General features: G+C 51.2%; 23 protein-coding genes, 1 tRNA gene and 1 other annotated feature. Of the genes, 1 reads left to right on the forward strand and 23 read right to left on the reverse strand.

Annotation, left to right across the window (positions count from 1 at the left end):
- Nucleotides 1–40 precede the first annotated feature (40 nt).
- Nucleotides 41–262: a binding site (T-box leader), on the reverse strand.
- A gap of 47 nt (nt 263–309) precedes the next feature.
- From hemL to KNP03_RS07715, 21 genes are all read right to left on the reverse strand, one after another.
- Nucleotides 310–1,614: a glutamate-1-semialdehyde 2,1-aminomutase gene (hemL, locus tag KNP03_RS07615; RefSeq protein WP_214827682.1), complete on the reverse strand. Its 1,305-nt coding sequence runs from the start codon at nt 1,612–1,614 to the stop codon at nt 310–312.
- Nucleotides 1,611–2,591, reverse strand: a complete 981-nt coding sequence (gene hemB, locus KNP03_RS07620; RefSeq protein WP_214827685.1) for a porphobilinogen synthase — start codon at nt 2,589–2,591, stop codon at nt 1,611–1,613. Before hemB ends, hemL begins: the two co-directional genes overlap by 4 nt.
- Nucleotides 2,588–3,274: a uroporphyrinogen-III synthase gene (locus KNP03_RS07625; RefSeq protein ID WP_338082719.1), complete on the reverse strand. Its 687-nt coding sequence runs from the start codon at nt 3,272–3,274 to the stop codon at nt 2,588–2,590. The genes hemB and KNP03_RS07625 overlap by 4 nt, the downstream gene beginning before the upstream one ends.
- Nucleotides 3,246–4,163: a hydroxymethylbilane synthase gene (gene hemC, locus KNP03_RS07630; RefSeq protein WP_214827688.1), complete on the reverse strand. Its 918-nt coding sequence runs from the start codon at nt 4,161–4,163 to the stop codon at nt 3,246–3,248. The genes KNP03_RS07625 and hemC overlap by 29 nt, the downstream gene beginning before the upstream one ends.
- A 54-nt stretch (nt 4,164–4,217) precedes the next feature.
- Entirely contained in the window at nt 4,218–5,567 is a 1,350-nt protein-coding gene (hemA, locus tag KNP03_RS07635; RefSeq protein ID WP_214827704.1) for a glutamyl-tRNA reductase, read from the reverse strand.
- Nucleotides 5,568–5,750: 183 nt separating this feature from the next.
- A complete protein-coding gene (locus KNP03_RS07640; protein ID WP_214827707.1) occupies nt 5,751–6,917 on the reverse strand; it encodes an AI-2E family transporter in 1,167 nt (388 codons plus the stop codon).
- A 116-nt stretch (nt 6,918–7,033) separates the two neighbouring features.
- A complete protein-coding gene (gene yihA, locus KNP03_RS07645) occupies nt 7,034–7,627 on the reverse strand; it encodes a ribosome biogenesis GTP-binding protein YihA/YsxC (protein ID WP_214827710.1) in 594 nt (197 codons plus the stop codon).
- Entirely contained in the window at nt 7,628–9,928 is a 2,301-nt protein-coding gene (lon, locus tag KNP03_RS07650; RefSeq protein ID WP_214827713.1) for an endopeptidase La, read from the reverse strand.
- Between the two features lie 73 nt (nt 9,929–10,001).
- Nucleotides 10,002–11,270 (reverse strand): ATP-dependent protease ATP-binding subunit ClpX, encoded by a 1,269-nt coding sequence (gene clpX, locus KNP03_RS07655; RefSeq protein ID WP_214827716.1) that lies wholly within the window; start codon nt 11,268–11,270, stop codon nt 10,002–10,004.
- A 210-nt stretch (nt 11,271–11,480) separates the two neighbouring features.
- Nucleotides 11,481–12,773, reverse strand: a complete 1,293-nt coding sequence (gene tig, locus KNP03_RS07660) for a trigger factor (RefSeq protein WP_214827719.1) — start codon at nt 12,771–12,773, stop codon at nt 11,481–11,483.
- 89 nt (nt 12,774–12,862) lie between these two features.
- Nucleotides 12,863–13,822 (reverse strand): hypothetical protein, encoded by a 960-nt coding sequence (locus KNP03_RS07665; protein WP_240544503.1) that lies wholly within the window; start codon nt 13,820–13,822, stop codon nt 12,863–12,865.
- 70 nt (nt 13,823–13,892) lie between these two features.
- Nucleotides 13,893–13,966: transfer RNA gene (locus KNP03_RS07670), tRNA-Arg, on the reverse strand.
- 62 nt (nt 13,967–14,028) lie between these two features.
- Nucleotides 14,029–14,541: a metallophosphoesterase family protein gene (locus tag KNP03_RS07675; protein WP_214827722.1), complete on the reverse strand. Its 513-nt coding sequence runs from the start codon at nt 14,539–14,541 to the stop codon at nt 14,029–14,031.
- A 5-nt stretch (nt 14,542–14,546) separates the two neighbouring features.
- Entirely contained in the window at nt 14,547–15,137 is a 591-nt protein-coding gene (locus KNP03_RS07680) for an XTP/dITP diphosphatase (protein WP_214827725.1), read from the reverse strand.
- On the reverse strand, nt 15,134–15,883 hold the full coding sequence (gene rph / locus KNP03_RS07685; protein ID WP_214827728.1) for a ribonuclease PH: 750 nt from the start codon (nt 15,881–15,883) through the stop codon (nt 15,134–15,136). Before rph ends, KNP03_RS07680 begins: the two co-directional genes overlap by 4 nt.
- Nucleotides 15,876–16,682 (reverse strand): glutamate racemase, encoded by an 807-nt coding sequence (racE, locus tag KNP03_RS07690; protein WP_276313814.1) that lies wholly within the window; start codon nt 16,680–16,682, stop codon nt 15,876–15,878. Before racE ends, rph begins: the two co-directional genes overlap by 8 nt.
- A gap of 112 nt (nt 16,683–16,794) precedes the next feature.
- Nucleotides 16,795–17,058, reverse strand: coding sequence for a phosphocarrier protein HPr (locus tag KNP03_RS07695; RefSeq protein ID WP_015881106.1), 264 nt, complete (start codon nt 17,056–17,058; stop codon nt 16,795–16,797).
- A 74-nt stretch (nt 17,059–17,132) separates the two neighbouring features.
- Nucleotides 17,133–17,573, reverse strand: coding sequence for an acyl-CoA thioesterase (locus KNP03_RS07700; RefSeq protein WP_214827733.1), 441 nt, complete (start codon nt 17,571–17,573; stop codon nt 17,133–17,135).
- Nucleotides 17,574–17,581: 8 nt separating this feature from the next.
- On the reverse strand, nt 17,582–18,370 hold the full coding sequence (gene sdhB / locus KNP03_RS07705) for a succinate dehydrogenase iron-sulfur subunit (protein ID WP_214828320.1): 789 nt from the start codon (nt 18,368–18,370) through the stop codon (nt 17,582–17,584).
- Between the two features lie 8 nt (nt 18,371–18,378).
- Nucleotides 18,379–20,136, reverse strand: a complete 1,758-nt coding sequence (sdhA, locus tag KNP03_RS07710) for a succinate dehydrogenase flavoprotein subunit (protein ID WP_214827736.1) — start codon at nt 20,134–20,136, stop codon at nt 18,379–18,381.
- 16 nt (nt 20,137–20,152) lie between these two features.
- Nucleotides 20,153–20,770: a succinate dehydrogenase cytochrome b558 subunit gene (locus KNP03_RS07715; RefSeq protein WP_214827739.1), complete on the reverse strand. Its 618-nt coding sequence runs from the start codon at nt 20,768–20,770 to the stop codon at nt 20,153–20,155.
- 219 nt (nt 20,771–20,989) lie between these two features.
- On the opposite strand from KNP03_RS07715, the gene KNP03_RS07720 reads away from it, so the two are divergent.
- Complete coding sequence (locus KNP03_RS07720; protein ID WP_240544504.1) at nt 20,990–21,382, forward strand: YslB family protein; 393 nt, start codon at nt 20,990–20,992, stop codon at nt 21,380–21,382.
- Between the two features lie 24 nt (nt 21,383–21,406).
- On the opposite strand, the gene KNP03_RS07725 is transcribed toward KNP03_RS07720, so the two are convergent.
- Together KNP03_RS07725 and uvrC are read right to left on the reverse strand one after the other, a co-directional pair.
- Nucleotides 21,407–22,180, reverse strand: coding sequence for an aminoglycoside adenylyltransferase domain-containing protein (locus KNP03_RS07725; protein ID WP_214827743.1), 774 nt, complete (start codon nt 22,178–22,180; stop codon nt 21,407–21,409).
- The gene (uvrC, locus tag KNP03_RS07730) at nt 22,177–23,961 is read right to left on the reverse strand and encodes an excinuclease ABC subunit UvrC (protein WP_214827744.1); all 1,785 of its coding nucleotides are present in this window, start codon (nt 23,959–23,961) and stop codon (nt 22,177–22,179) included. Before uvrC ends, KNP03_RS07725 begins: the two co-directional genes overlap by 4 nt.
- Nucleotides 23,962–24,024: the final 63 nt, after the last annotated feature.

Genomic DNA, 24,024 nt, shown 5'->3' on the forward strand with positions numbered 1-24,024 from the left:
TCTAAAAATTTTCAACAAAAAACGGCTACTCTCGTCCTACGCTAAGGACGAAAGAAGCCGTGATCTTCCGCGGTACCACCTTAGTTCGCCAAAATTGGCGCCCTCAAAATCGAATAACGGTCGATGGACCGAACTTTCCTACTCCATTCAGAAAGTCAGCTCCGAGGCGACTTCCGCGTCCATCCCTCACAACCTTTCACCAAGCGGTCGCGTCTCTATAAAGGAATGAATGATGCGTACTACTCCTCATCAATGCAATTCATCGTATCTGTTCAATAATTGTAGCGACAGAAACGTCAGCCGTCAAGATTAGAGTGAAAACTCTTCTTGAAGCTCTTTGAATGTCGCTTCGACCGCTGCAATCGTCTTCTCGATATCTTCGTCTGTGTGCGCCGTCGAGAGGAACAAGCCCTCAAACTGTGACGGCGGCAAGAAGACGCCGCGTGCTGCCATCTTCTGATAGTACGAACGGAACATCTCGAGGTTCGCCGATTTCGCTTTTTCGAAGTTCGTCACTTTTTCGTTCGTGAAGAAGAAGCCGAACATCGAGCCGGCACGGTTCGTGTCGTGCGGGATGTTGTACTTCTCACCGGCTTTCGTGAAGCCTTCGGCGAGACGGTCCGCCTTACGCTCGAACTCTTCGTAATGTTCAGGCTTCAGTTGCGAGAGTGTCGTATAACCGGCGATCATCGCGAGCGGGTTACCTGAGAGCGTACCTGCCTGATAGATCGGACCTTGCGGCGCAATCTGTTCCATGATTTCGCGTTTCCCGCCGTATGCGCCGACCGGAAGTCCTCCACCGATGACTTTCCCGAGACACGTGAGGTCCGGTGTGACTCCGAAGTAGCCTTGGGCGCAGTTGTAGCCGACACGGAAGCCCGTCATGACCTCGTCAAAGATGAGGAGGGCACCGTTTTGCTCCGTGATCTCGCGGAGTCCTTCAAGGAATCCGGCTTGCGGCGGAACGAAGCCCATGTTTCCGGCAGCCGGCTCGACGATGACACCGGCGAGATCGTCGCCGTATTTGTCAAAGGCGACGCGGACTGCTTCCAAGTCATTGTAAGGCACCGTGAGCGTGTGGCTCGCGAGTTCTTTTGGAACTCCAGGTGAATCCGGGAGACCGAGTGTCGCGACACCAGATCCCGCTTTAATGAGGAGCGAGTCTCCATGTCCGTGGTAGCAACCTTCAAATTTCAAAATCTTCGTCTTCCCTGTATAGCCACGGGCAAGGCGAAGCGCCGCCATCGTTGCTTCCGTACCGGAGTTGACCATGCGGACCATCTCGATTGATGGGACACGGTCGATGACGAGCTCTGCCATCTTCGTCTCAAGCTCCGTCGGCGTCCCGAACGTCCAGCCTTTTTCAGCTTGTTCCTGGATCGCTTTTGTGACGACCGGATCGCGGTGACCGAGAATGAGCGGTCCCCATGAGAGGACGTAGTCGATATATTCGTTGCCATCGATGTCATAGACACGTGACCCTTCTCCGCGCTCTGCGAAGATCGGTGTCATCCCGACCGACTTGTAGGCACGGACCGGACTGTTCACGCCACCCGGCATGAGTGGACGTGCTTGTTCGAACGCTTCTTGTGAGCGAGTTTGTTTGTAAGTCATGAGTAGTCTCCTTCCAAGTAACGACAGACATCTTTTGCGAAATACGTGATGATGAGGTCTGCGCCGGCACGCTTGAAGCCGACCATCGTCTCCATGACGATTCGCTCCTCATCGACCCAGTCGTTGAGCGATGCCGCTTTGATCATCGCGTATTCCCCGCTCACGTTATATGCCACGATTGGCATATCGAGCGAGTCGCGCATGTCACGGATGATATCCATGAACGCAAGCGCAGGTTTCACGATCATGAAGTCCGCACCTTGCTCGACGTCCGATTGTGACTCACGGAACGCCTCACGACGATTCGCCGGGTCCATCTGGTAGCCTTTGCGGTCGCCTTCTCCTGGTGCCGATTGGGCTGCATCACGGAACGGTCCATAATACGCGGACGCATATTTCACGCCGTAGCTCATGATTGGGATATGGCTGAAGCCGTTTTGGTCGAGTCCTTCACGGATGGCTGCGACGAATCCGTCCATCATCGAACTCGGTGCGATGATGTCAGCACCTGCCCGTGCTTGCGTGATGGCCGTTTGGACGTGAAGCGGAAGTGACGCGTCGTTATCGACGTCCCCATCCTTCACGATGCCGCAATGCCCTGTCGACGTATATTCACAAAGACACGTATCGGCGATGACCGTGAGCTCGGGTGCCCACTCTTTCACTTTGCGAATCGCTTCCTGGACGATTCCGTGGTCGTGATACGCTTCGCTTCCTTCCGGGTCTTTATGCTCCGGTACACCGAACAGGATGACCGACTGGATTCCAAGGTCGACAATCTCACGAATCTCGTCTTCGAGACGGTCGAGTGAGAAATTGAAGACGCCAGGCATCGAACTGACTTCGCGTCGGATATCGGTCCCTTCGATGATGAAGAGCGGGTAAATCAAATCTTCTTTTCGAACATGGTTTTCACGTACGAGGGCACGCATCGACTTCGACGAGCGAAGGCGACGGTGACGATCGAATTGGTTCATGAAAAATCCTCCCCTACACACTGTATTAATGCATCCATAGTATAACATTCTGGCACTCGAACCGGTAACGTGGACACTTCTCGAACGGCCTGTTCCGTCACTTCACCGATGGCATACCACGTCCCGTGGAATCGTTCCACATAGGGGACGAGCGCGTTGACGGCGGAAGGACTCAGGACGAGCAGGGCCTCCACGGTCTCGAGTTGCGTTTGCTCTGTTTTTGATAACGTCACAGGTTCCGTCTCATAGACGACCCAGTCATACACATTTGGAAAAACCGACAAATGATCCGTATTCGCGAGGTTGCCGCGTGCGAACAGCACGGTTTCCTCCGGTTTCAGCATCTGTTTCAATTCACGAAACAGCGCTTCTCCCGTATACGGTTCCGGCATGAGCGAAACGGTGAATCCCACGGCTTCGAGTGCTTTTTTCGTTTTCTCCCCAACAGCCGCAACACGTACATCACGCGGGACCTCATGGAGTGCCGGGACGGCATTTTGACTCGTGACGACGAGCCAATCGAATCGATCGATCGGCATCGGTTTACCTGTCAGCGTCGTTCGGATGAGCGGGACGTGATGAACGGAAAGACCGCTCGCTTCGAGCCTAGCCCGTTGCGAAGCGGTCAATCGTTTTGATCCCGTGTACCAGACGTCACGCATTGACCGAGGCGAGAATTTCACGCCCGCCACGTTCGAGCAATTCGTCTGCGACAGCTTGTCCAAGCGCGACCACGTCGGTCGATGTCTTCGTCACGCGAAGCACTTCTTTTCCGTCTACGGAAGCGATGAGTCCTGTAAGTGACACGTTTTCACCGTCCACTGTCGCATATCCGCCGACCGGAACATGGCAGCTTCCCTCAATCGCTTTGAGGAACGTCCGCTCCGCTGTTGCCGCTTTTGCCGTCACGTCGTCATGCAGGAGCTGCAACACTTTCGTCACTTCCGCATCGTCTTTACGACTTTCGATTGCGAGCACACCTTGGCCGACAGCCGGTACCATGATGTCTGCGTCAAGCGCTTCAAAGTCGACACGGTCCGTCCATCCCATCCGTTCGAGACCCGCTTTCGCGAGTAAGATTGCATTGTAGTTTTCAGTCTCAAGCTTTTTCAAGCGTGTATCGATATTCCCGCGGATCCACTGAATCTCGAGGTCCGGACGTGCCGCCAAAATCTGAGCTCCACGGCGTAACGAGCTCGTGCCGACAACCGCACCTTTCGGCAAGGTCTCGAACGTGTAGCCGTTCTCGCAGATGAGCACGTCCCGCGCATCAACCCGCTTTGGCATACAACTGATGAAAAGCTCTTCCGGCAGTTCGGCCGGGACGTCTTTCATGCTGTGAACAGCGAAATCGATGTCTCCGTCGAGCATCTGTTGTTGGATTTCTTTGACGAACAACCCTTTCCCGCCGACTTTCGATAATTGAACGTCGACGATTTGGTCACCTTTCGTCACGATTTCTTTAATTTCAAACTCATTCTCGGCACCGGCTTTTTTCAATTGGTCGATAAACCATTTCGTTTGCGTCATGGCGAGTTGTGAACGGCGTGAGCCGACGATGATTTTACGCATAGTGAGTCTCCCCTTCATAAAAAAAGGCGACGAACGTCGCCTGTTGATTTTCGTTTAGCGCATCAATGCGCGTAATGGTGCTTTTGCAGCCGTCGCATCCGTCTCTTCGACGTCCGTCTCCGTCTCTTGCGTCGGGAGGTCGACATCTAAACCGAACGTCTCAATGAACTGAGCAATCCGCTCGTTCGCATCCGGCTGTGCGGCAGCATCCTTAATATAATCAATCGGTTCACGAAGCATCTGGTTGATGATGGACTTCATATGCTTCCCGATGACTTTTTTATCCCGATCCGACAAATGGTCGAGCTTGCGCTCAAGACTCGTCATCGTCTCTTCCTGAATGTCGAGGGCACGTCCACGCAATTCATTCATGATGGGGACGACACCGAGTGTGACGAGCCAGGATTGGAATTCTTGAATCGCTTCGTCAATCTTCATTTCGATTTTCTCTGCTTCGACGAGGCGGGCCGCCAAGTTCTTATTGACGATTCCGTTCAAGTCATCGACATCAAACAGGTGGACACCCGGAAGCGTCGCAACGGCCGGGTCGATATCCCGTGGTACCGCGATGTCGATCAAAAGAAGCGGACGGCTTCGACGTAGCAACTGCGCGGCGGCGACATCCTCATACGTGATGACGGCATCCTTCGCACCCGTCGAGCTGATCAAAATATCCGCATCGAGCAATCCGCAAGCGATCTCGCGAATCGAGTGGGCACGACCCTGGAATTTGTCGGCGACCGCTTTCGCCTTGCTTTCGGTCCGGTTGAAGACGGCGATTTGCTTCGCACCCGCTTCAAACAAGTTGAGCGTCGTCAATTCACCGGTCTCACCAGCCCCGACGACGACCACTTGCTTGTCATCCAATTGCTGATACATTTCTTGTGCGAGCGTCACGGCAGCCGAACTGACCGATACAGACATTTCCCCAATTTGTGTGTCCGTATGGGCACGTTTGGCGAGTGTGACTGCTTCTTTGAATAATTTATTGAAGACCGTTCCCGTCGTCCCATTCTCCTGGGCACGGAAGAAGCTCGTCTTCACCTGACCTAAAATTTGTGTTTCCCCGATGATCATCGAGTCGAGTCCAGACGTGACACGGAACAAGTGGCGGATTGCCTCTTCTCCCTCCCGGATCGACAAGTATGGCGTGAATTGGTCCATCTCCAAGTCGAACCAGTTCGCCAAGAAACGTTTCGTGTAATAACGACCTGTATGGAGCTGGTCCGTCACGACGTATAGCTCGGTCCGGTTACACGTAGACAAAATAACCGATTCGAAAATGCTTTTCTCTTCGCGAAGCGCAATCATCGCATCCACGATTTCCTGCTCCCCAAACGAGAACTGCTCCCGAATCGCGACAGGGGCTGTCTTGTTATTTAGTCCAACGACGACAATATGCATGTATCTCTTCCCCTCATCTAAAATCCACCGACGGTTATCTCTTCTTTTTCAATCTCTACCGTACATTATAACAATTTTCATGTACGAACTATAATCTTCTGTTTGATTTTTGTGAAATAAAATAAGAACTTTTTGTGACAAAAAGAAGTAGAAATGGACAAATTCCCATTTCTACCCTTGTCCTTATTCAGATGCGTTCGGTTCTGTGATGATTGGGCTCTCCGTCTCTTCTTTTTCTAAATACTGCTCCCGTTCGCGCAATTTATAGATGCGTACAATATTTTGAATGACCGTTTTGGCGACGGCATAGAATGGAACAGCAATCAGCATGCCGATGAGCCCTGCCAAGTTTCCAGCCACGAGTAAGACGATGATGATCGTGAGTGGGTGTACCTTGAGCGACTTCCCTTGAATGAGTGGCGAGATGACGTTCGATTCAATCTGCTGGACGATAATAATGACCACGATGACCCAAAGCACTTTGATTGGGTCCTGGATGAACGCCACGACGACCGCTGGTGCGGCCCCTAAGAACGGTCCGACGTACGGGATGATGTTCGTCACCATCATAAAGAGCGCTAATAAAATCGCATAATCGACACCGACAATCCATAATCCGATGAGCGAGGTGATCCCGACGAAGAAAGCCACAAGGATTTGGGCATTGACGTAACTGCGGACTGTTTCATGCATATCGTGCAAGATATGGCGGGTTTCTTTTTCATAGCTCGATGGAAGCAATTTGACGATGGCGTCCGGCAGACGCTTCCCGTCAAGAAGCATGTAAAGGAGCATGAACGGAATGACGACGACCGTAATAACTGCAGACGTGACAAAGCCGATGACCTGACCGAACGATGACGCGATATTTCCAAACAAGTCTCCCAAATAGGAAGTGATGCTCGTCGTCAAGTTACGGAACATTTCATCGTTCGCCGCCATGAATCGCGACAGGAAGTCATTCTCAAGCAGTGAGTCCCGAACTGCGAACGCCTGTTGTTGCAGCTCTTTCGCGATGCTTGGCAGCGCATCGATCAGTGCTGTAATCTGCTCCCCGAGCACCGGACCGAGTACGCTGAAGACGATCGTGAAAATAAGGACGAGTCCGACCAACGTGATGGCTACAGCGAGCGGACGCTTTCCTTTCAAGCGTTTCTCAAGAAAGTCGACGATCCCGACCAGGAAATAAAAGAACAAGCCCGCTATGATCAGCGGTACCGTGACAAGTGCCAAAATCACTTGAATCGGTTCAAAGACAAAGGAAATCTGTGTCCCGACCCAAATGACTAAAAAGATGGTTAACGTCCAAAAAAGGGCGCGGTACCATTTACTTTCGAACATTCGTTGCATGCCTTCACCTCGTTTATGATTCTATTATGACTATGTACTATCATGATTATACGATACTTACCCGACCTCGTGACGAGGAAAACGAAAAGACGAAGGGTTTCCCCTCCGTCTCTTGTTCATTCGCCGTCCGAAATCAAATCGTAGATTGCTTTCCAGGCTTCATCTTTTCCTTCTGCCGTCTCGGCCGAGAACGCAACGAAGCGGTCTGATGGGTCGAACTGAAGCTTCCGCTTCACAGCCGACTCATGCTTTTGCCGTTGACTCTTCTTGATTTTATCCAGCTTCGTCGCCACGACGATGACCGGGATGTCGTAATGTTTCAAGAAGTTATACATCGTCACGTCATCCCCGGTCGGGTCATGACGGATATCGACGAGTAAGACGACACCGCGAAGCGCCTCCTGTTTCGTCAAATACTGCTCCATCATCACGCCCCACTTCTCACGCTCCGTCTTCGAGACTTTGGCATAGCCGTATCCCGGGACGTCGACGAACATGATTTCGTCGTTGATGTTAAAGAAGTTGAGCGTCTGCGTCTTCCCTGGTTTCGAAGAAGTGCGGGCGAGCGCTTTCCGTTGGCAAATCTTATTGATGAACGACGATTTCCCGACGTTTGACCGTCCCGCGAGCGCCACTTCCGGTAACTCATGAACCGGATAATGGTCTGGTGCCACGGCACTCGTCACAAATTCTGCTTTATTGATCTTCATTTATTCTCCTCCAAATGCTACGTCTAATACTTCATCGAGTGTGGTTACGGGAACAAACGTCAATTTCTCACGTACCGTATCTTGAATGTCATCGATGTCTCGTTCATTATCTTTCGGAATGACGATGGTCGTCAAACCGGCGCGGTGGGCAGCGAGTGCTTTTTCCTTCAGCCCGCCAATCGGTAAGACACGGCCACGTAACGTGATTTCTCCTGTCATCCCGATGTCACGATGCACTTTTTTACCGGTTAAAGCCGAAATGAGTGCGGTCGCGATCGTGATTCCGGCAGACGGTCCATCTTTCGGTACCGCGCCTTCCGGGACGTGGATATGAATATCCTGCCGCTCATAAAACGTCGGGTCGATCCCGAAGCGCTCCGCGTTTGAACGGACATAACTATACGCCGTCTGGGCCGACTCCTGCATCACGTCACCGAGTTTACCCGTCAATTGTAACTTCCCTTTCCCTGGGGCGAGCGCGACTTCAATCGTCAACGTATCTCCGCCGAACGCCGTGTACGCCAGACCTGTGACCGCTCCGATCGAATCTTCCGTCTCACCCTTGCCGTACCGGTATTTCGGCTTCCCGAGATAATTCCCCAGGCTTTTCTTCGAAATGGTGACGCTCTTTTTCTCACCAAGTGCAATTTGCTTCGCAGCTTTGCGGCAAAGTGAACCGATGACGCGCTCGAGGCTACGTACTCCTGCCTCCCGCGTATAACGGCGAACCACTTCATACAGTGCGTCCTCTTTGATGTTGAGCTGGCTCTTCTTCAAGCCGTGTTCTTTATATTGCTTCGGCATCAAGTGTCGCTTCGCAATCTCGACTTTCTCGAGTTCCGTGTACCCACCGATTTGAATGAGCTCCATCCGGTCAAGAAGAGGTGCCGGGATTTGCGACACATCGTTTGCCGTTGCGATGAACAGGACGTTCGAGAGATCAAACGGCTCCTCGATGTAATGATCCGAGAAGGAGACGTTTTGTTCCGGGTCGAGCACTTCTAGCATTGCCGACGCCGGATCGCCGCGGAAGTCAGATGCCATCTTATCGATTTCATCGAGCAGGAACACCGGGTTCTTGCTTTCCGCCTGCTTCAATCCCCGGATGATCCGCCCCGGCATCGCGCCGATATACGTCCGGCGATGACCACGGATTTCAGCCTCGTCCCGAACTCCACCGAGTGAGACGCGGACGAAATGCCGTTCGAGCGCTGAGGCGATGGAACGGGCGAGCGATGTCTTCCCGACCCCTGGAGGTCCAGCCAAACAGAGGATGGGTCCCCGGAGCGAGTTCGTCAATTGACGGACGGCTAAGTATTCGAGAATACGGTCCTTGACCGACTCCAACCCGTAATGGTCATCATCGAGCACTTCCGCCGCATGTTTCACATCCAGTTTGTCTTCCGTTTCAATCCCCCATGGCAGCGAAGCGACCCAGTCCAGGTAATTACGGATGACCGCATATTCCGGTGAAGTCGCGGGCACGACGTTCAATCGATCCGCTTCCCGCATCACGTTTTTGCGTGTCGCTTCCGGCAGGTCGAGTGCCTCGAGCTTTTCACGGAGACGGTTCGGTTCGGACTCCTGGGACTGGTCTCCGAGCTCTTGCTGGATCGTCTTCATTTGTTCACGTAAGTAGTATTCGCGTTGCGACTGTTCAATCGTCTTTTTCGTCCGTTCGCGCAATTCTTGCTCTAGCTCGATGACTTCGACTTCATGTGTCATGATTTCAAGCAGTTCAAGCCCCCGTTTGACGGCATCCGCTTCTTCAAGCATCGCTTGACGGATTTCAACGTCGACATCGAGTTTTGACGAAATGTAATCCGTGAGCGACTCGAGCCGCTCATACATTTCAAAGCGACGGCGTTCATCCGGTGACAAACCTTTGATTTTCCCGACAAGTTTGCCGAACTGTTCTTTCAATAGCCGGACGAGCGCTGTCCGCTCGACTTCTTCCCCTTCGACGAGTTCGACTGGTTCGACATTGGCAAACCAACCTTCGTCCGTTGATTCGATCGAATCGACTCGGACACGTTCTTTACCGACGAGACGAACCCGAATCGTCTCATTCGAGAGCTCACTCATTTTTGCGATGTGAACCCGTGTCCCGACCGTATACAAATCTTCCGGCTCGGGCGATTCTTTCCCCGTTTCTTTTTGGGTCACGACAATTAAATCGGTCTCATGCTCCTTTGCGGCAAGGAGCGCCCGCAGGGATAGCGGGCGTCCGACATCGATGGTTACACCGATGAGCGGATAAACGACGACTCCTCGCAAAGGAAGGATGGGTAACTGTTCCATTTACAACGCCTCCTGTGCAAAAAGGCCCAAAACTCGGGTGTGCCGAGTGTTTGAGCCTTCTTCATTAAAAGAATTATGCTGTCTCTTTGTTGTCCCCTGTCTGTTCGACAGTACCATCACGGAGTACGTATTTCGGACCGGCAAGACCCGTAATCGTATCGTCAGTGATGATGACTTTCTCGATATCGTCGCGCGATGGGACGGTAAACATCACATCAAGCATCATTTCTTCGATGATCGAGCGGAGACCACGTGCACCCGTCTTCCGTTTGATGGCAAGCTTCGCGATTTCAATCAACGCTTCGTCCGTGAACGAAAGTTCGACATCATCTAGCTCAAGCATCTTCTCGTATTGACGAACAAGTGCGTTCTTCGGCTTCGTCAAGATCTCAACGAGGGCAGCCTCATCGAGCGTCGTGAGCGTCGCCATAACCGGCAAACGTCCGATAAACTCAGGAATCAATCCGAATTTCTGAAGGTCTTCAGGCAACGCACGGGCGAGCAAGTCTTCTTGCGTCAACTCGCGGTTTTCCTGATCGTTTCCGAAACCGATGACTTTTTTCCCGATCCGGCGCTTGACGACCGATTCGATTCCGGCAAAAGCACCACCGACGATGAAGAGTATATTCGTCGTATCGATTTGGATGAATTCCTGATGCGGATGCTTACGACCACCTTGTGGCGGTACGCTCGCTGTCGTCCCTTCAAGAATTTTAAGAAGCGCCTGCTGAACCCCTTCACCCGATACGTCACGCGTAATCGACGGGTTTTCAGACTTACGGGCAATCTTATCGATTTCATCGATGTAGATGATTCCTTTTTCTGCTTTTTCGACATCATAGTCGGCAGCCTGGATCAACTTGAGCAAGATGTTCTCGACGTCTTCCCCGACATAACCGGCTTCCGTCAAGCTCGTCGCATCCGCAATCGCGAATGGGACGTTCAAGATGCGTGCCATTGTCTGAGCGAGGAGCGTCTTCCCGCTACCTGTTGGTCCAATCATGACGATGTTCGATTTCGAAAGCTCGACATCATCTGCGCGGCCACCCGCATTGATTCGTTTATAGTGGTTATAGACGGCTACAGCAAGTGAGCGTTTTGCACGGTCTTGACCAATGACATACTCATCGAGGACATTACGAATCTCTTGTGGTTTTGGAATGTCTTTAAATTCGACTTCTTCCTCCACACCGAGTTCTTCCTCAACGATTTCATTGCAAAGTTCGATACATTCGTCGCAAATGTATACGCCAGGACCGGCGACTAATTTACGGACTTGTTCTTGCGATTTTCCGCAAAACGAGCACTTGAGTTGCCCCTTTTCCTCGTTAAATTTGAACATTCGGTACACCCCTTCTGTGGTGAAAATGGATGTAAGTGCGATAAATCGCCTATTTGTGTTTTTCTGGTGTCATCCACCTCGAAACAACATTTACATCTCTGCGTTGAAATAATTGTAGCATGAACTTATAGAGGACTTCAAAGAATTACACATGCAACCTGCTCAACAAAAAAGGACGACCGCTGAGCAGTCGTCCCACTGTAAATCGAATTACTTCGCTTTTCCGTTCTCAACGAGGATGTCGATCGCTTTACGGAATTTGAGGTCACCTTTAAGTGTCTCAAGACCACCTTGTGGTGCGAGCATCGTGCGGAGTTGATCTGGCGCGATGTTGTAAAGTTTAGACATTTCTTCGAGCTCTTTTTCAGCATCTTCGTCAGATACTTCAACAGCTTCTTTTTCAGCGATTGCTTTCAAGACGAGACGAGCTTTTACGCGCTCTTCAGCTTGCTCTTTCATCTCTTCGCGCATTGCTTCTTCAGAAGTTCCTGTGAGTTCGAAGTACATGTTGAGGTCGATTCCTTGTGAAGAAACACGTGAACCGAACTCTTGAACCATGCGGTCTACTTCTTGTTCAACAAGTACTGCAGGTACGTCGATTGTCGCGTTTGCAGTTGCCTGCTCAACGAGTTGGTCGCGCATTGTTCCTTCAGCTTCTTGTTTCTTGCCAGCTTCTAAGCGCTCGCGGATTTTCGCTTTCAACTCTTCGAGTGAAGATACTGACTCGTCGATGTCTTTTGCGAACTCGTCGTCAAGCTCAGGAACTTGTTTTGTTTTGACTTCGTGAAGTTTGACTTTGAATGTCGCTGGTTTACCCGCCAAGTTTTCAGCGTGGTACTCTTCAGGGAATGTTACTTCAACGTCTTTTTCTTCACCAGCCGTCATGCCGATCATTTGCTCTTCGAAGCCTGGGATGAATTGACCAGAACCGATTTCGAGTGTGTAGTTCTCAGCTGTACCGCCTTCGAACTGCTCACCGTCAGCGAAACCTGCAAAATCAAAGACAGCTGTATCGCCGTTTTCGATCGCACCTTCTTTAACAGCGAGCTCTGCGCCTTGCTGTTGAAGTGTTTCAAGTTCTGCTGTCACTTCTTCTTCTGTCACTTCTGTCGCAACAGCTTCGTACTCAAGACCTTTGTATTCGCCAAGCTCAGCTTCAGGCTCAACCACGAATGTTACTTTGAACGTAACTGGTTTGCCTTTCTCGAGCGTGCCGTCTACATCGATGTTTTCGAGCGCGATTGGTTCGAAACCAGCTTCTTCAACCGCACCTTCGATTGTGTCGCGGTAGAGAATGTCGAGCGCATCTTGGTAGAGTGCTTCTTCTCCGTACATTTTGTTGAACATTGGGCGTGGCAATTTCCCTTTACGGAAGCCAGGCACGTTCAAGTCTTTGACGACTTTTTTAAATGCGGCGTCAACTGCTTTATCAAAAGCTTCTGCAGGTGCTTCGTACGTGAGTACGCCTTGGCTGCCTGCTGTTTTTTCCCATTTTGCTGTCATGCTAAGTCCCTCCAACAATTCGTTTATACCGTACAAAAATGTACAACAATCCGTATTATAGCATAAATCCGGGGTGTGCACACAAGGATTTAGTCTAATAACGCCTGTGTAAAGCGTAGATCGGCCTCCAATACTTCAGCGGCTAGACCATCCGGTTTTTCATCCTGCAGAATCGCCTGTTTGGCAGACTCGATGGCACGATCAATCTCTTCCACCTCTGCCGGGACATACGGATAATGTGAATACATATAGTTCATCAACAACTGCGTCCCGATTTCGTCCCCTTTTACCCGTTTTTGAAGCGTCGTGACGACTGTTTCCCAAGTCGCAATCTGTTCACTCGCCTCATCACGTGACAAGCGATGACGTGTTCCGAGATCGTTCCATTCGACGACCGGTTGTTCAACGAACGCCTTCTCCAATACGACCAGCTTGACCAGCTTTGGTCGATCGGAAAGAAGCAAATCGTTTAAAACATTGTCGAGCACCGCGTCGATATTGAAATGTACATGCTGGAGCATCTCGATTTGTTCTCCCGCACTTCCACGCGTCAACGTCCGTTTCAACTTGGCGATGGCAGAAGGGAACTCGGTCATTTTCAACACTTGTAGCACCTGATGTGCCTGCGTGTTTACCGTGTCTTTTTCATCCTGCCACTCAAGATAGCGATTGATCCAATGCGCCGCCTCAAACGGCTGATCGCGCATGATGTAATACTGTGCGATTTGCAGTCCGCCCGATGCCGGTTCTTCCGCTTCCGCCATGTGAATGGCGACCAATTCCTGGAGCTTTTCAATCGTGTCCGCCTCGTCTGGTCGTTCCATCACGCACTGGAAGATTTCCATGAAAATAAACGGGTCCCCCGGAATCGTCTGATACCAGTCCCATAAGATCGGCTCAATCCGCTGACGCTCACCAGCCGCATCCGCTTCTTGAATCATTTTATGAAGACGTGACCAATTCCCCGGGAACGGATAATCTTTTTCCTTCTCCATCTTCCCACACCCTTTCTCCCACTCCTCTTCATCTTCCGTTAGGACTTGATTCATTGTCAATCAATTTCCCAGAAAATGAAAAAAGAGACGATCTCCGTAGAGACCATCTCTATTTTAATGGAAGCGTCCCAAGAGGGATTCGAACCCCCGACCGACGGCTTAGAAGGCCGTTGCTCTATCCTGCTGAGCTATTGGGACATTGACATGAAAACTATAATAGAAAAATGGTTCTCTGTCAATCGATTCTTTCCATTTATGCCTCAGAGTCTTCCTTCTACGTCCAAGTCACTCACATGCGAACCGTCCTCCGAACGATAGAAACGAACCGAGGCCGCCCCGTCTCCTAATTCGAGAAGCGCATACGTCTTGTCCGTCCGGCCACGCGGCATCCGAATCGAGCCCGGATTGATGTAGAGGACCCCGTCCTCAATCAATGCCCCGGCGACATGCGAATGACCGAAGAGGACAACGCTTGCCCCGATTTCTTCAGCCCGGTAGCGCAGTCGGTTCAAGTCATATTTGACATCGTGATGGTGCCCATGGACCATCAAAATCGTTCCTTCAGGTGTATTCTCGATTCGTTCGAGCGGCAAGTCGCCGCCAAAGTCACAGTTGCCTCGTACGGTATGATACGGAAGCAGATGTTCATCCACCAATGCGAGCTGGGAGTCCCCGCAATGAAATGCGTCGTCAATCTCTTGTTCGTGCCGATTAAAAATTTCGAGCAGTTCTTCCGTTAAACCGTGACTATCACTCACAATGAGAAATCGCATAACCCTCACCCTTTCATGAATGGTACGATGGCTTCCTGCAGCTTACGCAACGCCTGACCGCGGTGACTGATTGCCGCTTTTTCTTCGCGCTCCAATTCCGCTGCCGTCTTATGAAGCGACGGCACGATAAAGAGTGGATCGTATCCGAATCCGTTCTCACCGCGCGGCGCGTATCCGATTGAGCCTTCGAGCGTGCCCCGTACCGTCAAGGTTTCCCCGTCCGGTTTGGCCAAGCATAACGTGCAGACGAAACGGGCTCCGCGATTCGATGTCCCGTTCAATTTTTCAAGCAACAAAGCGTTGTTCGCCTCATCAGACTTTTCAGGACCGGCAAAGCGGGCAGAGTACACGCCAGGCGCTCCGTCGAGTGCATCGACTTCGAGTCCCGAGTCATCCGCCAAGACGGCATGTCCGAAGTAGCGGGCGGCTTCCGTCGCTTTCAGTTCCGCATTTTCTTCAAACGTCGTCCCGGTCTCGTCCGTTTCAGGCGCGTCCGGGTAATCCAAAAGCGATTCGACCTCAAAACCGAGCGGGGTCAACATTCCTTCCAACTCTTTCACTTTTCCCGGGTTGTGTGTTGCTAGAATCAACTTCATAATGTCTCCTCCGAACGTTCTCCGACATACCACCAGGAGGCACCGAGTGCTTCCTCTGCAACGTGGAATAACTTTTCAATCCCGTCTTGTGCGAGTGCCAGCATGTCGTTCATTTCCATTAAGGTAAAGGTAGCTTCTTCACCTGTCCCTTGTACTTCGACGAAACGACCGCTCGCCGTCATGACGACGTTCATGTCCACTTCAGCGGCAGCGTCCTCTTCATAGTTCAAGTCAAGAACCAGTTCATCCGTCCGCCCGACCGAGATGGCTGCAACGCCTTCCTTGATCGGGGTATCGTCTAGCTTTCCTTGACGGATTAATCGATCGACCGCTAAGACGAGTGCACAAAATCCTCCGGTGATCGACGCCGTTCGTGTGCCGCCATCGGCTTGGATGACATCACAATCAATCCAGATCGTGCGCTCACCGAGCCGTTCCAAATCGACGACCGAACGTAACGAACGTCCGATCAAACGTTGAATCTCCATCGTGCGTCCGGACTGTTTGCCACGAACCGATTCCCGGACGGTCCGGTCTCCGGTCGCCCGTGGGAGCATCGCATATTCAGCATTGATCCACCCTTGTCGTTTTCCACGAAGGAAATTCGGAACCCGTTCTTCAACGGTGGCCGTACAGATGACCTTCGTGTCTCCGATCGAAATCAGGACAGACCCTTCGGCGTGTTTATTCACATGCGGCACAATCTCAACAGGTCGCAACTCGTTGTTTTCTCGATTTTTACGCATCGATTCCGGTCACCTCGACTTTCTCGGCATGGACCGGATGCCCGAGCCATTCTGTCGCAAGACGGTCGAACAGTTCGACATCTCCCGTTGCGAAGAACTTGTGACCCGGCACCGTGTCCAAATCATTCTCCAATTCCTGATAATCTAGAATCGCCGCCACTTCAAGCGCGGTTTCGTCACCGGATGAAATCAGATGAACCTCCGGACCGACGACATCTTGAATGACCGGAGCCAGGAGCGGATAATGCGTACATCCCAAAATCAATGTGTCCATTTCCGAAGATTGCAGCGGACAAATCGTATCCTTGACGATTTGATGAACACGATCGCCAGACAACTCGCCTGCTTCGACGAGCGGGACAAACGGTGGGCACGCCAACGAATAGACATCGACCTCACCTGCGACATGGCGCAGTGCTTTTTCATACGAACCACTCTCGATCGTCATCTTCGTTCCGATGACCCCGATATGTTTGTTGCGTGTGCCTTTAACGGCAGCCCGGGCACCCGGGTCGATGACACCGATGACCGGAATATCAAGGCGTTTCCGCGCCTCTTTCAAAACGACAGCCGTCGCCGTATTGCAGGCGATGACAATCATTTTGACTTGTTTTTTCAATAAAAATTCGATCAGTTCCCACGTGTAAGCTTCAATCTCATCGTGTGGACGCGGGCCGTACGGGCATCGCTCGGTGTCCCCGATGTAGATGATTTCTTCCTTTGGGAGCTGGCGCATCAATTCTTTGACCACGGTCAAGCCGCCGACGCCTGAATCGAGCACTCCAATCGCTTGTTTCATATTCATCACTTCCATTCCCACTTATCTTATCAAAAAACATCTCACGGAAAAAGAAACGGTCCCATGACAAAAAAAGACGAGGTCGCCAGTGGCGCCTCGTCCTTTACCCGAATTACTGTGCAAGACCTTCGCTTGTGAGCATGTCAGAAAGCGTGTTGATCGCTTCTTCTGCATCTTCACCTTCAGCAGTGATCTTGATTGTTGAATCTTTTGCGATACCGAGTGAAAGAACACCCATGATCGATTTCAAGTTTACTGTTTTACCATTGTACTCGAGGTTGATGTCTGATTGGAACTTAGATGCTGTGTTAACAAGCTGTGTAGCTGGACGAGCGTGAATTCCTGAATCAGCAACGACTGTGAACGTTTTTTCCATGAGATGATGGTCTCCCTTCAAAATTCAATTCTACAGGCGAACCGGCAGAATATTTTTTGTTTGTGAACTCATTATCAAATAATAGCGGATTCACTAAAATTCTGCAAGCGATTTTTATATTCCGGAGTCCATTCCATCGGACGGCCTTGCTTCGACAAATGGACGAGGCTCGTGCGTCCGGCGAACAGAAGTTGTGCTCCGTCATATGCCCCGTAATGAATATCACATGAAGTATTTCCGACCGTCAAGACATTGGCATACACCGTCAATTGTTGACGGGGCATGACTTGTCGGACGTAATCACATTGCGCATCCGCCACAACGACGAATCCATCTTTCAAAGAGAATCCCGTCGCCTCGAGGAGCTCGATTCGGGCGTCCTCGAAGTAAATGAACGGGATGGTATTGTTCATATGTCCGTACGGGTCACACTCCGAAAAGCGAACCTTCACATCTAACGCAATCCCTGCTTTGACACGTGTCTCCCAATCGGGCTCTCGAAAGTACTTGGTCATCGGCAATCTTACGCCTTAACCGCAGAACCGGTGCGATCTTTGTCGCTTCCGAAGAACTGCTTGAACGAGTGAAGTGTCGTTTGACGGTTCATTGAAGCGATCGATGTCGTGAGCGGGATGCCTTTCGGACAAACCTCGACACAGTTTTGTGCGTTTCCGCACTGCATGATGCCACCATCTTCCATGAGTGCCTCGAGACGGTCTTCCGAATGGAAGGCGCCTGTCGGATGCGAGTTGAAGAGGCGAACCTGTGAAATGGCAGCTGGTCCAATGAAGTCCGATTTGTCATTGACGTTCGGACATGCCTCAAGGCAAACCCCGCACGTCATACATTTTGACAACTCATACGCCCATTGGCGTTTGTTTTCCGGCATACGCGGTCCAGGACCGAGGTCGTATGTTCCATCGATTGGAACCCAAGCTTTCACTTTTTTCAACGCGTCAAACATACGTTGACGGTCGACTTGAAGGTCACGAATGACCGGGAACGTCTTCATCGGTGCGAGACGGATCGGTTGCTCGAGCTTGTCGACGAGTGCAGTACAAGACTGACGCGGCTTGCCGTTGATGATCATCGAGCAGGCGCCACACACTTCTTCAAGACAGTTCATGTCCCAGTTGATCGGTGTCGTCTTGTCCCCATTCGCATTAACCGGGTTCCGGCGGATCTCCATGAGTGCTGAGATGACGTTCATGTTCGGACGGTATGGCACCGTGAATTCTTCTGTATAGGTCGCTTGATCCGGTCCATCCTGTCGTTCGATGATGAAGCGGATGTCTTTTTGTTCAGATTGCATCGGCGTCGTCATTTCGTCTTCGCCCCTTTCTTCGAGTAATCCCGTTTACGTGGCGGGATTAACGAAACGTCGATATCTTCATATGAGAGATCGACTTCCCCATCTTTGTAACGTGCCATCGTCGTCTTCATGAACTTCTCGTCATCACGTTCCGGGAACTCCGGTTTGTAATGCGCACCACGGCTCTCGTCGCGATTGAGGGCGCCAAGTGTGATGACGCGTGCGAGGTCGAGCATGTGGTCGAGTTGTCGGATGAACGATGCCCCTTGGTTGCTCCAACGTGCCGTATCCGTAGCCGAGATGTTATGGAAACGTTCACGCAATTCTTGGATTTTCTTGTCTGTTTCTTTAAGTTTGTCATTGTAACGGACGACCGTGACGTTATCCGTCATGAGTTCACCGAGCTCACGGTGGATTTGGTATGCGTTTTCTGTACCGTCCATCGTCAGGATGTTGTTGAAGCGTTCAATTTCTTCACGTTCATTGAAGTTGAAGAGCGCTTCCGGCACACTCTCGGTTGCCTGGTCGAGACCGCGCATATAGGTGACGGCTGCAGGACCTGCTTCCATCCCGCCGAACACGGCAGAGAGGAGTGAGTTCGCGCCGAGTCGGTTCGCACCGTGCATCGAGTAGTCGCATTCACCCGCAGCGAACAGTCCCGGGATGTTCGTCATTTGATCGTAGTCGACCCAAAGTCCGCCCATCGAATAGTGGACTGCCGGGAAAATCTTCATCGGGACTTTACGTGGGTCGTCGCCGACGAACTTCTCGTAAATCTCGAGGATTCCTCCGAGTTTGATATCGAGTTCTTTCGAATCTTTATGAGACAAGTCGAGGTAGACCATGTTCTCGCCGTTGACACCGAGCTTCTGGTTGACACAGACGTCAAAGATTTCACGCGTCGCGATGTCACGCGGTACGAGGTTTCCGTATGCCGGATACTTCTCTTCGAGGAAGTACCAAGGTTTCCCGTCTTTATACGTCCAGACACGTCCACCTTCCCCACGAGCCGATTCACTCATGAGACGGAGTTTGTCGTCCCCAGGAATCGCCGTCGGGTGAATTTGAATGAATTCTCCGTTCGCATAGACGGCACCTTGACGGTAAACCGCCGCAGCCGCTTGCCCGGTGTTGATGACCGAGTTTGTCGATTTTCCGAAGATGACCCCAGGGCCACCTGTCGCTAAGATCACCGCGTCAGATGGGAACGCTTTAATTTCCATCGAACGAAGATCCTGACAAACCGCTCCGCGACAGACGCCTTCCTCATCGATGACAGCACGAAGGAATTCCCATCCCTCGTATTTTTCTACAAGGCCCTGTGCCTCGTAACGGCGAACCTGCTCATCGAGTGCGTAAAGGAGCTGTTGACCTGTCGTCGCCCCGGCATAAGCCGTACGGTGGTGCAAGGTTCCTCCGAAACGACGGAAGTCCAAGAGACCTTCCGGCGTACGGTTGAACATGACGCCCATCCGGTCGAACATGTGAATGATTTTCGGAGCGGCCTCCGCCATTTTTTGAACAGGCGGTTGGTTGGCAAGGAAGTCGCCTCCATATACCGTGTCATCAAAATGCTGCCAAGGAGAATCCCCTTCCCCTTTCGTGTTGACGGCACCGTTGATTCCGCCTTGAGCACAAACTGAATGTGAACGCTTGACTGGTACAAGCGAGAATAGTTTTACCGGAACACCCATCTCAGCCGACTTGATGGTCGCCATGAGTCCAGCCAGACCGCCACCGATGACGATCAAACTTTGATTTGCCATGAAAAATTCCCCCTAATTACAAGATGCCTGCAAACGTCAAAATCGAACGGATGCCGACAAAAGATAGTGCCAAGAACACGGCACCTGATACGTAGCTCATGAAGCGTTGTGAACGAGGTGACTGTGTGATTCCCCATGTGATTGCAAACGACCAAAGACCGTTCGCAAAGTGGAACGTAGCCGAAAGGATCCCGACTATGTAGAAAAGAAGCATAAGCGGATTGTCGACGATGTTTTGCATCATCTCCGCGTTCACCTCAACGCCACGCAACTTCGCGAGACGCGTTTCCCAAACGTGCCACGAGATGAAGATGACGAGAATGACTCCCGTGAAGCGCTGGAAGAGATACATCCAGTTTCGTGCATATGAGTAACGGTTCGAGTTGATTGACCCGAGAAACGCATAATACACGCCGTATACCCCGTGGAAAAGCATTGGTAACGCGATGAGCGCCACCTCAAGGAAATACAGGTACGGTAAGCTCTCCATAAATTCTGCTGCCTTGTTATAAGACTCCACCCCATCAACGATGTAGTAGTTGACCGTCAAGTGAACGATCAAAAACAAACCGATTGGGATGACCCCAAGTAGCGAATGGACTTTACGACTAAAGTAGTCACGATGCGAAGCCATTCTAGTTCCCCCTTTTTACGAGCACTGGCTCGTTTTGTCAATAAAAGCGTTTTCAAATGCAGATATAGCTTTCTGACTCCTATTCTACTCTTGTGAAAATTGTATGACAAGATAACCTAACCGATTTATCCCACATTCTTTAAAATACACGGTGACCAAATCCGAATTGCTCGTTATAATGATATAGAGAGATTGGAGTGATGGTAGGGAATGGAAACGATGAGCCAACCTATTTTCGCGATTGAATTACTTCGCGACTATGTGTTGACGGACTTGCTAGGCGATGATTACGCCCAAGTCATCTACTGGTCAGGAAAACGGGTCGCCCGTAAGTTCCCGACAATGACAAACGATGAGTTGAGTGCTTTCTTCATGGAAGCTGGATGGGGACTGTTGACCCCTGTAAAAGAGAGAGGCAACAAATTCACTTTTGAATTGGTCCCTCCACCCGCGACCCAGGAAAAAGCGACTGGCTATTATCAGCTTGAAGCAGGTTTTTTGGCCGAACAGATTGCAGGACGTTTCCAATGTGTGGCGGAAGGCTACGCCGAGCCGTCACGAAAAGCCGTCCAAATCACCGTCCAACTAGACCGTAAAGATGACTACGAATAAGAGCCGATGCGATTGCATCGGCTCTTATTTTTTGAATTGGTCCCAAAAGAAAGCGACCGCCTCGTCCAGTTCTTCCTTTGAGAAAGAATGGGCTTCCCCGCTATATACAAGGGACGCTTTCCGTACCGTCGCTTCAATATTCCCCGGAAAATCATTTCGCGTGCGTAACCATGAATAGGCTTCTTGTTTTGACAACAGGTATTGCTCTTTCTTATAAGCGAATGCACGAACCATATTGAGTAATGCGTATACTGGATCGAACTGGACCGAATCAAAGCAATCCATCACATCCCGATGGATCGCGTCTTCAAAGTGAGATTCCTCGTAACCGCTCAGAATATGTTCGATTGCCTCTCCTTTCCAGACGATTCCCCGCTCCATGATGACTTTCACATGAGCGGCAAGGTCCGGGTCACGCACCCCTGTCTGAAGCGTCGCCTTCATTGCCGCTTCCGCCCGTTCGAACCGCTCTCTCCACCCTTCACTAAAATGAAATTCAAACGGACTCGGGTGGCACCAATTTTGTAGCTGATCCTGTGACAAAATACTCAATTCAAGCGGATAGGGAGAAGCGGACCACTTCAAACAAAGGTTGAGGACGGCTTCTTTTTCTGTCTGGTCAAGGGAACGGGATGTCACGAGTAGCAAATCAAGATCACTTCGGTCCGGTTGAAATCCACCCATTGCCAATGACCCGTGAACGTATACATGCCTCAAGTGGGGCACCGCTTTTTCTACCTCGGTCAAAAACGAACGGATCACATGCCCGACGTCCCGAGGAATCCAGACCTGTTTCATTCATCCGTCTCCTCATGGACGTATTGCAGGACCGTCTCCGCCAACTTCTCCGGAAGTCCCGCCTCTTTCAACTGTTCAAGGGAGGCGAGCCGGATTTGCTTCATCGACCCGAAGTGACGAATGAGCTGTTGACGTCGTTTCGGACCGACCCCTGGAATCTCATCCAGGACTGACTTCGTCATCTTCTTCGTTCGTAAGCTCCGGTGGAACGTGATGGCAAACCGGTGCACCTCATCTTGCATCCGTTGCAGTAAATAGAATGCACTGGATCGCGGATGCAACTCGACGATCGCTCCGGTTTCCCCAAACAACAATTGACTCGTTCGGTGACGATCATCTTTTTTCAAGGAACCGACGGGCAAGTCGAGGCCGAACTCGTTTTGGATGACATCGAGTGCCGCATTCAATTGACCGATCCCGCCATCAATCAGGAGCAGGTCAGGCAGACGCTTCCCTTCTGTCAGGAGACGACGGAACCTGCGGCGAACGACTTCGCGCATCGTCTCGTAATCGTCCGGCCCTTGTACAGTCCGAATTTTATATTTTCGATACTCTTTCTTGAGCGGCTTCCCATCCTCGAACACAACGAGAGCCGATACCGCGTCCGCCCCTTGAATGTTCGCATTGTCGATGATGTCAACGCGGGATAAATTCGGGATCCCGATTGCTTCCCCAAGTTCACGCATTGCCAAAAGCGTCCGTTCCTCGTCTCGGGCGAGCAATTCAAACTTCTCGTTCAAGGCGATCGTCGCATTCTTCGTCGCGAGTTCCAGTAGCTGACGCTTTGCGCCCCGCTTCGGTTGCATGACTTTTGTGGCCAGTGCCTCGTTCAACAGATCCAGACGAACCGTTTCCGGAACAAGAATTTCTTTTGGGACAACGTTTTGTTCGTAAAATTGAACGATGAAGCTCTCCAGCTCTTCCGACGGTTCACCGTGCATCGGGAACAAGGAGACGTCTCGTTCAATCATTTTTCCGCCCCGCATGTAAAAGACCTGGACACACATCCAGCCTCGGTCGAGCGTGTAGCCGAACACGTCACGGGCCGTCGGGTCGGCTGTGATCATGTTTTGTTTGTTCATGATTGACTCGACCGCCCGGATTTGGTCCCGAAGCTCTGCTGCGCGTTCGAACTGCATATCCTCCGCGGCTTTCCCCATCTCTACATTCAGTTTCGCGAGCGTCTCGCTCGTCTCCCCGTTCAGGAACCGGCGAATTTCATTGACGATTTTCTTCTGGTCCTCTGTATCGACCGCGAGTTCGCATGGCCCCATGCACTGTCCGATATGGTAGTACAGACAGAGCTTCCTCGGCATCGGTTGACACTTGCGGAGTGGATAGAGTTTATCGAGTAGACGTTTCGTCTCGTTTGCCGCGTAGGCGTTCGGGTAAGGTCCGAAATAATAGCCTCCGTCTTTCTTCAACTTGCGGGTCGTCAGGAGACGGGGATAAGGCTCGTTCGTAATCTTGATATACGGGTACGTCTTATCGTCCTTCAAGCGGATGTTGTATTTCGGGTCATGCTTTTTGATCAAGGTCATCTCTAACAATAGCGCCTCGAGTTCACTCGCCGTGACGATGTATTCGAAATCACGAATCTCAGCGACAAGTCGCATCGTTTTGATGTCATGTGCCCCCGTGAAATACGAACGGACACGGTTCTTCAAGTTCTTCGCCTTTCCGACATAAATGACCTCATCATATTCATTTTTATGCAAATAGCAACCCGGCTCGTCCGGCAGGAGTGCTAGTTTATGTTTTATATGGTCCGTATGACTCAATTGATTTCACCTCAGTTTAGGTTCCTATGAGACGGGAAAAAGAGTGTGACATCTCGTATAGGA

Source organism: Exiguobacterium algae, from assembly GCF_018617875.1.
Lineage (GTDB): Bacteria > Bacillota > Bacilli > Exiguobacteriales > Exiguobacteriaceae > Exiguobacterium > Exiguobacterium algae.

Excerpts from the sequence above, each read along its gene's own strand:
- racE (WP_276313814.1), bottom strand. The coding sequence starts at position 16,682 with ATGAAACAAGCGATTGGAGTGCTCGATTCAGGCGTCGGCGGCTTGACC.
- KNP03_RS07680 (WP_214827725.1), bottom strand. The coding sequence starts at position 15,137 with ATGAAGTTGATTCTAGCAACACACAACCCGGGAAAAGTGAAAGAGTTG.
- lon (WP_214827713.1), bottom strand. The coding sequence starts at position 9,928 with ATGGAACAGTTACCCATCCTTCCTTTGCGAGGAGTCGTCGTTTATCCG.
- KNP03_RS07695 (WP_015881106.1), bottom strand. The coding sequence starts at position 17,058 with ATGGAAAAAACGTTCACAGTCGTTGCTGATTCAGGAATTCACGCTCGT.
- sdhB (WP_214828320.1), bottom strand. The coding sequence starts at position 18,370 with ATGCAATCTGAACAAAAAGACATCCGCTTCATCATCGAACGACAGGAT.
- yihA (WP_214827710.1), bottom strand. The coding sequence starts at position 7,627 with ATGAAGATCAATAAAGCAGAATTTGTGACGAGTGCCGTGGCACCAGAC.
- tig (WP_214827719.1), bottom strand. The coding sequence starts at position 12,773 with ATGACAGCAAAATGGGAAAAAACAGCAGGCAGCCAAGGCGTACTCACG.
- hemA (WP_214827704.1), bottom strand. The coding sequence starts at position 5,567 with ATGCATATTGTCGTCGTTGGACTAAATAACAAGACAGCCCCTGTCGCG.
- KNP03_RS07665 (WP_240544503.1), bottom strand. The coding sequence starts at position 13,822 with ATGAATCAAGTCCTAACGGAAGATGAAGAGGAGTGGGAGAAAGGGTGT.
- KNP03_RS07700 (WP_214827733.1), bottom strand. The coding sequence starts at position 17,573 with ATGACCAAGTACTTTCGAGAGCCCGATTGGGAGACACGTGTCAAAGCA.
- clpX (WP_214827716.1), bottom strand. The coding sequence starts at position 11,270 with ATGTTCAAATTTAACGAGGAAAAGGGGCAACTCAAGTGCTCGTTTTGC.
- rph (WP_214827728.1), bottom strand. The coding sequence starts at position 15,883 with ATGCGTAAAAATCGAGAAAACAACGAGTTGCGACCTGTTGAGATTGTG.
- KNP03_RS07675 (WP_214827722.1), bottom strand. The coding sequence starts at position 14,541 with ATGCGATTTCTCATTGTGAGTGATAGTCACGGTTTAACGGAAGAACTG.
- hemC (WP_214827688.1), bottom strand. The coding sequence starts at position 4,163 with ATGCGTAAAATCATCGTCGGCTCACGCCGTTCACAACTCGCCATGACG.
- sdhA (WP_214827736.1), bottom strand. The coding sequence starts at position 20,136 with ATGGCAAATCAAAGTTTGATCGTCATCGGTGGCGGTCTGGCTGGACTC.
- KNP03_RS07640 (WP_214827707.1), bottom strand. The coding sequence starts at position 6,917 with ATGCAACGAATGTTCGAAAGTAAATGGTACCGCGCCCTTTTTTGGACG.
- hemL (WP_214827682.1), bottom strand. The coding sequence starts at position 1,614 with ATGACTTACAAACAAACTCGCTCACAAGAAGCGTTCGAACAAGCACGT.
- hemB (WP_214827685.1), bottom strand. The coding sequence starts at position 2,591 with ATGAACCAATTCGATCGTCACCGTCGCCTTCGCTCGTCGAAGTCGATG.
- KNP03_RS07720 (WP_240544504.1), top strand. The coding sequence starts at position 20,990 with ATGAGCCAACCTATTTTCGCGATTGAATTACTTCGCGACTATGTGTTG.
- KNP03_RS07725 (WP_214827743.1), bottom strand. The coding sequence starts at position 22,180 with ATGAAACAGGTCTGGATTCCTCGGGACGTCGGGCATGTGATCCGTTCG.
- KNP03_RS07715 (WP_214827739.1), bottom strand. The coding sequence starts at position 20,770 with ATGGCTTCGCATCGTGACTACTTTAGTCGTAAAGTCCATTCGCTACTT.